The sequence below is a fragment of the Moorena sp. SIO3I6 genome, from assembly GCF_010672095.1.
The window spans coordinates 1-12,275 of sequence record NZ_JAAHHU010000160.1 but is presented as its reverse complement, the minus strand read 5'-3'; the positions used below and the strand labels follow the sequence as shown (position 1 = coordinate 12,275).

Genomic DNA, 12,275 nt, shown 5'->3' with positions numbered 1-12,275 from the left:
GTCTTGGGGCAAGAGGCAAAAGGCAAGAGGCAAAAGTTGGTAGGGTGCGTGATAAGACGGGCTCGCCCTGATTTTATCGGTAGCCAGTGTTGGCACAGCCCGTCGGTGTAACGCACCACTCGCTCTTTAAAACTTAATATCTAATCGAGGAACATTTAAGATACTTTCTTAGTCAGACAACGTGATTAATTGACTAGAGGTAAGAAGATGAGAGTTGATCAAAGCAGTGGTTTAAGGCAAAGACTTAATGGTATAGTTATGATTATCTATGCCTTAATACCGATTATCCTAGTAGTGGTATTTTTGATTACTTTTTTAACAATTTTACATGACATCAAGAGTTTAGTAAGTGGCCCTTTAGTGGAAATCAATAACACCCTAGTGGAGGTGAAGGAAAGTACTCAAAAAGCCAAAGAAGACATTGCTAATATCATAGAACCCATCAAAACAGTAAAGGCAGAGGTGCAAGAAGCCTTAGAGATAGTTGAACAGATTCCTACAGGAGTGAGTTTGCCTGATCTTGGCATCCCAGATGTTAATCTTCCGGTGAAACCAGATGTCAACTTGGGGAGTGGATTTCCTCCTAAGGTCAATATCGAGATGAAAGAGGTTTCAGTGGATATGCCTACTATTCCTGGGTTTGAAGTACAAGTGGTTGGTTTGCAACAGGTCAAGGCAGTGTTAAAGGATAATTTGGAAATACTTAAGGTTTTGAATACTATTGTCAGCGGTATTCCTAACCTCGATGCCCTTAGAGAAGATTCCCAAAAAATTCTAGCAGGAGTCCAGGAGTTGGTGAACGGAATTCATAAAATCGGGATCAAGGTATTGGGGCTGATGATATTTAGCGCAATCATGGTGATACCCTGGTTAATTAAGTTATGTATAGCTCCCTACGCTACCTGGGCTTACGGTCAGGTTACGACAGGATGGGCATTAGTCCGTGGTCAAGTAACTGAATAAATCCGTAGCGCATAAGCTAATAGCTTACGGTAAAATTTCCAATAAAAATTGCTATTAACCAGTTTAAACTAACTAAGATGCGCATCGCTCAACGGACTAGACCTAGACGACAATTAGATGTAATTATAAAAGGGTCATCCCATAACTATTGGCGTGACCCTTATCATATAATGCTGACCGTTAATTGGCCAATGTTTTTCGGGCTAATTGCGGTTTGTTATTTAGCCATAAACATTGTCTTTGCCCTATTGTACCTAGCGGGAGGAAATTGTATTGAAAATGCCCGTCCAGGTGCTTTCTTCGATGTCTTTTTCTTCAGCGTTCAGACCATGGCATCCATTGGTTATGGTGCGATGTATCCCGTGACTTCCTATGCTAATATCATTGTTACCATAGAAGCTCTAGTGGGTTTGATGGCCCTAGCCATGGCAACGGGACTAATGTTTGCCCGCTTCTCTCGCCCTACTGCCAGAGTCATCTTCAGTCGTAGGGCAGTGATTGCGCCCCATAATGGAGTAACTACCCTCATGTTCCGCGCTGCCAATGAACGGGATAATCGGATTTTGGAAGCTCAGCTCAGGGTAAGTTTGCTACGCAATGAAGTCACCTTAGAAGGGGAATCCATGCGTCGATTCTACGACCTGAAACTGTTGCGTAGCCAAACCCCTAGCTTTGCTCTAACTTGGACAGTTATGCATCCAATTGATGAAAGTAGTCCTTTATATGGGGAAACACCAGAGTCTCTCGCTGAAATGGAAGCCACACTTATTATCACCCTAGTTGGTATTGATGAAACGGTTTCCCAGACTATTCACAGTCGTCACTCCTACACCGCATCAGAAATTTTGTGGGATAGGCGTTTTGTAGATATGTTTGATAGGAAATCAGACGGCAGTAGAATTATTGATTATAGCCACTTTCATGATGTTAAGTAATAGCAATTTATAGCGTTTGAGAACTGCTACATAGTTAATAGGTCGGAAATACCGACCTGACGTATCTTCTCTAATTCGATCAGCCTGCGATTAGCATCTTGACATTCCTGCCAATAGTATTGCTTACCTTGCCAATCATTACTAAGGTCAATTTTTTGCCATTGCTCTAAACAATAGCGCCGATGTTTTTCCAAAGCTACTATTTCTAGAGAAGCTGCTGCTGCCTGTATTACCATCGGGGCTCGCAAAATATCTTCTGTACAGGTTTCGTCAAGATGAAATAGATGAGCGACTTGAGTCATTTCCCTAGGAAATTGTAAACTGCGGTCTTGTAAACGGGAGATTAGCTGTTCAGGGGTGGTAGTGTAAAATTGTGTGCCTATCCCTTGGAGTTCAATAATTTGTTGCCACAAGAATCGATGGTGAGAGAGACTAAAGAGTAAATCTCGCTGGTCTAGAGTATCAATAATTGTTTGTCGATAGTCAGGACAGTGTAAATAAATCCGTAACAGTAAGGCTTCGGCTCGCTCTAACAGGATGCGCTCTTTACCAACCGGTAGGTTTGATTCTTGATTACCCTGTTGTTTCGGTTTCTTTAACCGAGGTGGTGATTTCTTAAAGGCAGCTCTAAGGGGTTTTTGGAGTTGAGTTTGTAAATTTTCTATGTATAAAGATACTAGTTTCCCTTGTCCTTGACTGAGAATTTGAGCACAGTAGTTAATATAATAAGTGAGCTGGTTGATGTCCTCCAGTTGCTTGAGTAACTTAACCATAGCTTGGGCGACTTGCTGAAATTGATCGGCTTGTTGGAGGTCTTTGCCAATCAGGAGTTGATTAATCTGCCAATCTAACCACAAGGGAGCATTGAGCAACAGTTGTTGGTATTTTTCCGTAGCGTCAGGAGCGGATTTGAGGAATTCATCAGCATCTTTGCCATCCGGTAGGTTGAGTACCCGTAATTGGACAAGTCCTTGGTAAGCTAGGTTAGCAATTTCTCCAATGGCTCTTTGGGCAGCATTAGTACCAGCAGCATCCGCATCAAAGTTGAGCACAATTTGCTTGGATTCAGTATAGCGCGATAGTTGCCGGACTTGATCTAAACTAAAAGCGGTACCAAGGGAGGCGACTATATTAGTAATTCCTGCGGCATGGAGTGCGATCGCATCAAAATATCCCTCCACCACTACAGCTTGGTCTTGCTTGGTAATGGAATTACGAGCTTTATCTAGGGCAAAAAGGGTTTTACTTTTATCAAACAGGGGAGTTTCTGGAGAGTTGAGGTATTTCGGTTGCTCATCCCCAAGACTTCTACCACCAAAGCCAATCACTCGACCTTGGGTGTCGTGGATGGGAATCATAATGCGATCGCGAAAGCCATCATAATACCCACCATTGTCCCTAGGCTTAATCAATCCCGCTTGCTCAACTAGCTTCACTGGCTTCCGTTTGTGTTCCACCAGATAGCGGTAAATGGTTTGCCAACTAGCTGGAGCATACCCTAGCTCGAAAGTAATGATAGTTTCCTCACTCAGACCCCTTTTACCGCGCAAGTACTCTAGGGCCTGCTGTCCTTGGGGTTGTCTGAGGGCATGTTGATAGAAAGCTGTGGCTAAGGCCAGAATCTCGTAGAGTTGCTCTTGTAGAGAAAGTTGCCGTTGTAATTGCTCCCGCTGTTCCGGTTGGAGGGTTTGGACTGGCACCTGGTAGCGCTGTGCCAAATCCAGCACCACATCTGAGAAGGAGTGCTTGCCAATCTCCATCAGGAATTTAATCGCATTCCCTCCAGCTTGGCAGCCGAAGCAGTAATACAGTTGTTTAGAGGGACTGACAGTGAAACTGGGAGTTTTTTCCTCATGGAAAGGGCACAGACCGACATGGTCTTTGCCACGCTTGCGCAATACCACATGCTCCGAGATGACATCCACAATGTCAGACCGTTCCTTAACTGCTTCAATAGTGTTTGGGTGTAGCCGTGGAATGTTCATTGCTCGATTCTTGCTTACAATCAACAGGGTGTTTTTAACAAAACTCGCGGAATTCCCCCGAGTAGCGTGAAGCAGGGGGGATGCATAGGGAAAAGGTTTTGTGATCAAATAATGAAGAATGTAATTCTAAATTCGCGCATTCTAAATTCGCGCATTCTATTAAGACCCTTACCAGATTTTCGAGAGCTTTAGCACAAAACCAGGCAAAACTGCCTCACCGCTAACAGTAGCAGGATTGTCTAACCGTTCGGTTTCCACTCCAGGACGATAAACATAAACCCGTTGATGCTTGCGGTCTATCAGCCAGCCCAGCTTTGCCCCATTATCGATATACTCGGTCATTTTATTTTGCAAGGTTTCTAGCTTGTCACTAGGAGAGCGTAACTCCACCACAAAATCAGGACAGATGGGAGCAAACCTTTCTTGTTTCTGAGTTGGAATGGTATCCCAACGCTCTAGCTTAATCCACGCAGCATCAGGGGAACGTTCTGCACCATTGGGAAGCTTGAAACCAGTAGAGGAATCAAAGCCAATGCCTGTACCGTCGTCATCCGTCCAGTTGGCAAGCTGTTGAATTAGTTTGAAATTTCGGTTTCCTGTTACTCCCCCCGTTGGAGACATAATAATGATTTCCCCTGCCGATGTGCGTTCAATGCTTAATTCCCGGTTAATCTGACAAAATTCAAAAAACTGGTCATCATCCATAGCCAGTGCTGGGGGCATCCTCAGCACAATTGGACTGGTATCAACAGGTGTGGTGGCTACTGTCATGACTAATTACCTGGCTTCGAGCACTGTGCGGAGTTTTTTCTATTCTAAGGGGAGCGCCCAGAGTGCTTCTAAGGTTTAGTGCCATTTCAGTATGACAGCTGTTGGCAAGACTTGACACAAAATGCTGTTTCAGGTCTTGGTCAAAAAGTCAAGATCCATGGGATCTGTTTTTAGCCAGTTGATCGATGAAAGGCTACTAATACTATCCCCAAACAATTAGGATGAATGACCCGACAGCCACACGACCAATTTGCGAAACAGTATTTAACGGAGTTGTTAACACCTCACGGTGAGGTGCAAATCAGCCGCGAAGTAACCAGTGAAGTACGCCAAGTGGATATTTGGTTTCTACCAACACCTTCGGTCTCCACACCACCCCAGGTTTTAGGATTGCTCGGTCAGATGGTATCAACTGCCTGTTTGTTAGAACCGTTCCGGAATGCCATCGGGATCATGGCGGTGCGTAATTGTCTGCTGAAGTTGTTTGCCCTCTACGGTGAGCTGCAGCGCCAGGCACGACGAGAGAAAAATTCTGTCAGTGAAACTGACTTGCCCTGTTTATGGATTCTGTCTCCTTCTTGTTCAAGCAACCTATTGAATGGTGCGGCTCGTTCTAGCTAGGAGCCTCTAGAGACTAGAGGGGTATGAGCTAGGGGATTCGCGGGAAAATCCCGAAAATCCTAACTATCTTCCGGATGGTGGTGAAAACCCACCCCTTGAGGAGACAAGTGACTCCCTATCTGGCCACACTGAGATGAACGGCATTTCATCAGAGTGAAGCTGGCAACAGGGCGGAATCAGAGGTGAATCAGATTAACCACACTGCCGCTAATGGGGAGATGACATGGGTAAACAAGTTCTAGAAAAGTGTCTAATAGGTAAGCCACAATCTGAACAACAAATGTGGACTTCATCCTCGCATTTCTCACGGCATCGCATTCAAGTAACCGCAAACTCCGAGGAGAGGATAGGCAAAGTGGACTGCCCTAAATCATCAAAATAATCTGGAAGATGGAACGAGTAAAAACGATGGCAAAACACAAGGGTCTGAAGAACGGTCGTAACTTCGGTAAGCTATGCCAAGCCTAATCCCCACCATCGGGTAAGATGTGCTCAAAACTGGGCACGGGTATTCAGAATACACAAACCTTAGGAGAGTATGGGTAGACACAGACCAAAATCTAGTGACCTCTGGAAGGGACAAAACTGGAAGCAATTCCGTAAAACCCTCTTCCGCCTACAGAGGCGCGTGTATAAAGCGGTTCAAGCTGGTGACTTGAGGAAAGCTCGGTCTCTACAGAAACTGATTCTGAAATCTCGATCAGCACAGCTTTTGGCCATCCGTCAAGTGACACAGCTCAATCAGGGCAAGAAAACCGCCGGTATCGACGGAAAGACTGCACTGAACTACGAGGAAAGGTTAGAAATACTTGAGATTATGAAAGGAAACGCGTTGAACTGGTACCATTCCGGTTTACGAGAAATCCCGATTCCCAAGAAAAACGGGAAAATTAGGATACTCAAGATACCAACAATCGCAGATAGAGCATGGCAATGTTTAGCCAAGTTTGCCCTCGAACCAGCACATGAAGCCACGTTCCACGCCCGCAGCTACGGGTTCAGAACCGGTAGAAGTGCCCACGATGCCCAGAAATACGTGTTTCAGAACCTGAGTACACGAGCTAAAGGCATCACCAAGAGAGTCATAGAGTTGGACATTAAGAAGTGTTTTGACCGCATCTCCCACAAGTCCATAATGGACAGGTTAATTGCGCCAGCAAGTTTGAAGACTGGGATATTCCGGTGTCTTAAGGCCGGAGTTGACCTGAAATTTCCTGAGCAAGGAACCCCACAGGGAGGAGTAGTCAGCCCACTTTTAGCCAACATCGCACTTGACGGAATAGAGGATATTCACCCTAGTGTCCGATACGCGGATGATATGGTCATATTCCTCAAGCCAAAAGACGACGCTGAAAAGGTTCTAAACAAAATCAAAGCCTTTTTAGCCGAACGAGAAATGGAAATTAGTGAAGAAAAGACCAAGATAACCAAAACGACGGATGGATTCGACTTCCTTGGGTGGCACATGCGTGTCAAACAAAATGGAAAGTTCCAATGTACTCCTTCAATGGAGAATCATAGAGCTATCCGTAGGAAAATCAAGGCCATAGTCAACAGTTCGAATTATGGTGCAAAAATCAAGGCAAAGAAGTTAGCCCCCATCGTACGTGGATGGAGGAATTACCACAAATACTGCGATATGAGCAGTTCCCGAGATAGTTTATGGTTTATGAATAACACTGCCCACCGGAAGTTCCGTAGCGAAAAGAAGGTGGATAGGTATCAGGCCAGTGAATTATGCAAGAAAGGATTCCCCGCAGTTGGGTATGAACAGAATAAACACGTAATGGTGAAAGGGACTAAGTCCCCTTATGATGGAGACTTAGTCTATTGGAGTCAGAGAAACTCACAGCTCTACTCCGATGCTACCGCCAAAGCCTTGAAGAAGCAAAACCATTCCTGTGGATATTGCGGATTGAAATTCACCGATGAGGAAAGGATCCACCTGCACCACATTGATGGGAATCATCACAACTGGAAGAAAAACAACCTCATGGCTGTTCACCAAAGTTGTCACCAATATATTCACGGGAGCAGGTCGAAAGACCAGGATATCTAGGAGCCGTATGCGGCGAAAGTCGCACGTACGGATTTGAAGGAGAGGTGCCCCGGGTAATACCGGGCATCGACTCTAATGTTTTGCCGCCAAACTTGATGATTCAGGGAATTGGGTGGAAGGAGTCTATTTTTTGCCTGAGTTGTTCAAGACAGCCCTGGTGGCCATTAACCAGCTACCGGTTACGGAAGAAACCCTCTGGTTGAGACTTTTGGGACGCAATCGCACTCAGGAGCAAGCCATTAAGGAATTGGTGGCACTGCCAGTTGGACACCCTTTACGGGGCAACATCTTAGAGATTCTGGCCAACTGGCGCATCAAAATAGAAGAAAGTGAAGATTTAACTGAAGACGACAGGGAGTTAATTATGAATTTATCACCAGCTTATTTGCGTTGGCGAGAAGAAACCTTAGAACAAGGCCGGGAACAAGGCCGGGAACAAGGCCGGGAACAAGGCCGGGAACAAGGCCGGGAACAAGGCCGGGAACAAGGCCGGGAACAAGGCCGGGAACAAGGCAATTTAGAGGGACAGCGCCTGATGGTAGAGAATCTACTGGCAGGGCGGTTTGGCCGTGTTGATCTCGAATTATCCCGGACAATTGAGCCTTTGATGCAGTTGCCGATCACAGAGCGTACTCAAGTGTTGCTTAACCTGTCCAACTTGTCCCGTGAGGAACTGTTGGAGAGGTTTGGAAAGAGTCTATCTGATTGATACCAACTGTAAGCATTAAGGGGTCAGCGTTCAGCTTCTTGAGGGTTTTCCATAATCACTCATGTACTCGTCCCAGGGCTAAATGCCTATGTTTGTCTGTCTTGATGCAATAGCGAGTGGGGGAAACCCCCAAGACCGCGCTGCATCGCTTGATTTAAAAGCTGACTGTTTAGAAGCTGATCCCTGAATTATTACAGCTAGAGTGTATCTGTATAACCATTTCAAAGTAACTTGTCAACTGCTATCTCTTCCTGATTCAATTAATTTTTTTCAAAGTCTTGCTAGATAAATAAAAATCTAGTAAACAAACAAAATAATCACCAAATATTAACTAATATCAAGTAACATCATAAGTAGCTGCTTACTTTATTTTTTGATAGTTAATATTTATTATTGCATTTTATTTTAATAAATAAAACAGAATAGAAGCAATATAGGTAATTAAATCAAGCATTGCTCACGAAAAAAAGCCTCTGTAGAGACCTTATACATAACATCTCTACAGACTATATAAAGTTTCGACTCTATTTATTGATCAGGGATTGCATACATTCGCTGATAGCTGATAGGTGACCGCTGACAGCTGATAGTTAATAGCTAAAGATTCGTTGGTTTTAAAACCAAGACAAAAACCTGAAATTACTAGTGAGTGCTAAAGAGAAACGTAGGTATATGACAAATCGAATCATACGTCCCATATACGACATCCAAGGTGAAGGTCATATCTCACCATTTGTTGGTCAGTCTGTCACCACTACAGGTATTGTGACTGGGGTAGCGAGCAACGGCTTCTACCTACAAGACCCTTATGGAGATAATAATGATGCCACCTCAGATGGAATTTTTGTCTTTACTAATTCTACTCCTACGGTCAAAATCCGTGACGAGGTGCAAGTGAGTGGTGATGTCCAAGAATTTCGGCGTAGTAACCGTTCCGATGACTTAACCCTGACTGAAATTACTAACCTGACTAATATTAGGGTCTTATCATCGAACAACCCTTTACCTACTGCAGTGGTTATCGGTGAAGACCGTACAGTACCTACAGAAATTATTGATGATGATGGTTTAACTGACTTCAATGAAGCTACTGATAGCATCGACTTTTACGAAAGCCTAGAAGGGATGCGGGTGCAAATCAATAATGCTGTAGCGGTTGCTCCCACTAATAGGTTTGGTGAAATTTGGACGGTTCCAGGTGATGTCAATCCTACTGGTGTTAATAATCGTGGTGGCATTACCATTAGTGACGGTGACTTCAATCCAGAACGAATTCAGATTGATGACACTCTATTGAATGGCACCTCTCCTATAGTTAATGTCGGTGACGAGCTCGGTACTGTAACAGGGGTACTTAGCTACAGTTTCGGTAACTTTGAACTCCAGTCTACTGAACCAATTCGTGCTACATCCGGTAACCTAACCCCAGAGATAACGAATTTAGTCAGTAGTGCAAATCAAGTTACGATTGCTAGCTTCAATGTCGAAAACCTCGACCCCAATAGTCAAGATGGGGATGATGATATCGGTGATGGTAAATTTAATGCGATCGCATTTCAAGTTATCAATAATCTCCAATCCCCGGATATCATTGCTCTGCAAGAGGTTCAAGACAATAACGGAACTATAGACAATGGTAATGTGGATGCTAGGGAAACCTACGAAACTCTGATTAATGCCATAGTTGCTACTGGTGGACCTCAGTACTCCTTCTTTGATATCCCCCCTGTGGACGGTCAGGATGGGGGTCAACCTGGTGGTAATATCCGCGTCGGTTACCTCTACAACCCTAACCGAGTTACCATCAACACTGATTCTGCTCAACGTATTGGTGTTGGTGAGACGGCTTTCGATAATACCCGCAAGTCTTTGTTGACGGAGTTTGAGTTTAACGGTGAAACCATCTCTGTTATTAATAATCACTTCTCTTCCAAGGGTGGTAGTGACCCTCTCTTTGGTGAGAATCAACCACCACACAACGGTCAGGAGGAGAAACGGAATCAACAAGCTCAAATCCTTAACGATTTCGTCGATACCATTCTGACTAATGACCCTGATGCCAATGTGGTAGTGCTCGGAGACTTCAATACGTTTGATTTTGAAAAACCACTGGAAACTCTTAAGGGAGCTCACAATTCAGTGCTGACCAATCTGACGGAAACGTTACCAGAGGATGAGCGTTACACATTTATTTTTGAAGGGAACTCTCAGGCACTTGACCACATTTTAGTCAGTGATAACCTAGTTAATGCTCGTGCTGAGTATGACATTGTCCACGTCAACAGTGAGTTTGCTGACCAAGCTAGCGACCATGACCCAATTTTGGCTCGCTTTACCTTACCTGAGCCAACTATTATCAATGGCACCGCAGGTAGTGATCAGCTGACTGGTACTGATAACAATGACATTATCACTGGTTTCCAAGCTCGAGATTTGCTCACTGGTGGTGGTGGTAATGATCAGTTTGTCTACACTTCACACCGAGATGCTGGCGATCAGATCACCGACTTTGAAGTGGGAAGTGACAAAATTGTTCTTACTGAGTTATTTAATAATAACGGAATTACAGTTGCTAATTATGCAGATGCGATTAATCGGGGCTTTCTGAGTTTTGGTTCACAGGACAATAGTGCTGTTGTTTTGTTTAACAAAGATGGCTCGGATGCCAGCAATTATCAAGGGGTTTTCAGGGAATTAGAACACGATTTTTCGTTTCCTTCTTTAAATACTAATTCAGATGGAAGTCAGATATTTCTGGTTCTCGAAGATGTTGATGTTGTTGAGCTCCATGATGCTAGTAATTTTGTGTTATAATCTAGAATTATGTTTGATTTTCAAGGTTGAAGGTTGTGAGGTTGGAGGTTAGCAAGTTGAAGGTTATTTGGTTGAAGGTTATTTGGTTGAAGGTTGAAGGTTATTTGGTTGAATAATCTTTATCCTGTTCCAAATAATGTTTAACGTTATTTAGCTGATTTTCGGTGCTTCTCAAGGGCTACAATAACTTCGGCTACTGTTAGGATTACTAGTCTACTCAGAAGACCTCTTGCAAAGTTCCAAAACTATTGCTAGCTTGCCTACTCCCGACTCCCTACTCCCTACTCCCTACTCCCTACTCCCTATCATTTACGCCAAGACAAACGAACAGGCATTTCCGACCGTGGCATCAATTCTGGCATGTCATGGGTAGCTTTAAATCTTGCCATGTGCTTACCATACCAGTTAGCTCCTGGAAAAGCCGTTAAACCATGAGCAAACACACTGATCAACACAGTTACTACCATAGTGCTAAACATCACTTCACTACCCTGAATTCCATCCCCCTCTAAAATTAGTAAACCATACAATATTGAAGCCACTCCCCTCGGTCCAAACCAGCCCAGAAATAAGATAGTATACCAACGCAACTTCATACCAATCACGCTAATAGCAACCCCTACCATCCGAGCAATGGTCAGAGTAGCAACGGCGTACAATCCCATCTGCCAATTCACCTCATCCAGAGCAGGAAACACCATCATTGACCCATAAATCATAAAAATCAGCAGCACCAGCAACTGTCCCTCTGCTTCTCCAAACTCATATAAACAATCACAAATTGATGGAGCTGTATTCCCTAGGGTTAAGCCAGCACAAAAGGCGGCAATAAAACCATTGCCCCCCACTAATTCTGCGATCGCATAAGCGCATAAGGACAGTCCTAATACCGATAAATCTTCAAAACTATGAGTAATCCACTTGCGGCGAACACTCTGTGACACCAACCAACCGCCAATATAGCCAACTGCTACCCCAACGATTGGCCCTAGAATCACTTGCATCGCAGCAAAGCGAAACCAAAAGCTTGCTGTTCCCGTTCCTTCCATTGTTCCAGCTAAGGAGAGGAAAATTAATAGAATTGGTAAGCAAATACCATCATTCAAACCACTTTCAACATTGAGGGATTGACGAATACAAATCGGAACACGAGAACTGCTGACCACCGCTTGTCCTAAAGCCGCATCAGTGGGAGCCAGAATTGTTGCCAAGGCTGCTGCTTCCCAGAATTCTAACCTACCTCCAAGCAACAGTACTGCCAAAATTGTTCCTAGGATAATTGTCAGCGGTAGCTGAAGGGGTGACGAAATAGCCTGAAAAGCTTTAAATGTAAAGCTTTCACCATTTTGTGCTAAAAAAAAGATAGGTCTCTTTTGTTCAACAAGACCTACCTATTGACAATGTTACCTGTATTCTAC

10 protein-coding genes are annotated in these 12,275 nt (G+C 44.1%); 7 read left to right on the top strand and 3 right to left on the bottom strand.

The annotated features are described in order from the left end of the window. The first annotated feature begins 207 nt into the window (after positions 1-207). Positions 208-963 (top strand): hypothetical protein, encoded by a 756-nt coding sequence (locus F6K49_RS28905; RefSeq protein WP_293073427.1) that lies wholly within the window; start codon positions 208-210, stop codon positions 961-963. Between the two features lie 77 nt (positions 964-1,040). Then, positions 1,041-1,898 carry an ion channel gene (locus F6K49_RS28900; RefSeq protein WP_293036504.1) on the top strand — a complete coding sequence of 286 codons (858 nt, stop codon included), beginning with the start codon at positions 1,041-1,043 and terminating at the stop codon, positions 1,896-1,898. A 26-nt stretch (positions 1,899-1,924) separates the two neighbouring features. Here the strand turns inward: F6K49_RS28900 and dnaG are convergent, their stop codons facing one another. Continuing rightward, the gene (gene dnaG / locus F6K49_RS28895) at positions 1,925-3,883 is read right to left on the bottom strand and encodes a DNA primase (RefSeq protein WP_293102168.1); all 1,959 of its coding nucleotides are present in this window, start codon (positions 3,881-3,883) and stop codon (positions 1,925-1,927) included. A gap of 168 nt (positions 3,884-4,051) precedes the next feature. After that, on the bottom strand, positions 4,052-4,654 hold the full coding sequence (locus tag F6K49_RS28890) for a Uma2 family endonuclease (RefSeq protein ID WP_293029056.1): 603 nt from the start codon (positions 4,652-4,654) through the stop codon (positions 4,052-4,054). 225 nt (positions 4,655-4,879) lie between these two features. Here F6K49_RS28890 and F6K49_RS28885 point away from each other — a divergent pair, with 225 nt between their 5' ends. The 5 genes from F6K49_RS28885 (at position 4,880) to F6K49_RS28865 (ending at position 11,230) form a co-directional block, all read left to right on the top strand. Beyond that, complete coding sequence (locus F6K49_RS28885) at positions 4,880-5,275, top strand: hypothetical protein (protein WP_365940481.1); 396 nt, start codon at positions 4,880-4,882, stop codon at positions 5,273-5,275. Positions 5,276-5,813: 538 nt separating this feature from the next. Next, the gene (locus F6K49_RS28880) at positions 5,814-7,334 is read left to right on the top strand and encodes a reverse transcriptase domain-containing protein (RefSeq protein ID WP_293029059.1); all 1,521 of its coding nucleotides are present in this window, start codon (positions 5,814-5,816) and stop codon (positions 7,332-7,334) included. A gap of 130 nt (positions 7,335-7,464) precedes the next feature. Further along, complete coding sequence (locus F6K49_RS28875; RefSeq protein ID WP_293102165.1) at positions 7,465-8,043, top strand: hypothetical protein; 579 nt, start codon at positions 7,465-7,467, stop codon at positions 8,041-8,043. 672 nt (positions 8,044-8,715) lie between these two features. Next, positions 8,716-10,857, top strand: coding sequence for an endonuclease/exonuclease/phosphatase family protein (locus tag F6K49_RS28870; protein WP_293102162.1), 2,142 nt, complete (start codon positions 8,716-8,718; stop codon positions 10,855-10,857). 229 nt (positions 10,858-11,086) lie between these two features. Then, positions 11,087-11,230, top strand: a complete 144-nt coding sequence (locus tag F6K49_RS28865) for a hypothetical protein (RefSeq protein WP_293019357.1) — start codon at positions 11,087-11,089, stop codon at positions 11,228-11,230. Here the strand turns inward: F6K49_RS28865 and F6K49_RS28860 are convergent. Continuing rightward, complete coding sequence (locus F6K49_RS28860; RefSeq protein ID WP_293102171.1) at positions 11,163-12,134, bottom strand: cation:proton antiporter; 972 nt, start codon at positions 12,132-12,134, stop codon at positions 11,163-11,165. The genes F6K49_RS28865 and F6K49_RS28860 overlap by 68 nt on opposite strands. Positions 12,135-12,275 lie beyond the last annotated feature (141 nt).

Coding starts and splice junctions, on each gene's coding strand:
- F6K49_RS28885 (WP_365940481.1), top strand. CDS start 4,880: ATGACCCGACAGCCACACGACCAATTTGCGAAACAGTATTTAACGGAG.
- F6K49_RS28905 (WP_293073427.1), top strand. CDS start 208: ATGAGAGTTGATCAAAGCAGTGGTTTAAGGCAAAGACTTAATGGTATA.
- dnaG (WP_293102168.1), bottom strand. CDS start 3,883: ATGAACATTCCACGGCTACACCCAAACACTATTGAAGCAGTTAAGGAA.
- F6K49_RS28890 (WP_293029056.1), bottom strand. CDS start 4,654: ATGACAGTAGCCACCACACCTGTTGATACCAGTCCAATTGTGCTGAGG.
- F6K49_RS28870 (WP_293102162.1), top strand. CDS start 8,716: ATGACAAATCGAATCATACGTCCCATATACGACATCCAAGGTGAAGGT.
- F6K49_RS28900 (WP_293036504.1), top strand. CDS start 1,041: ATGCGCATCGCTCAACGGACTAGACCTAGACGACAATTAGATGTAATT.
- F6K49_RS28880 (WP_293029059.1), top strand. CDS start 5,814: ATGGGTAGACACAGACCAAAATCTAGTGACCTCTGGAAGGGACAAAAC.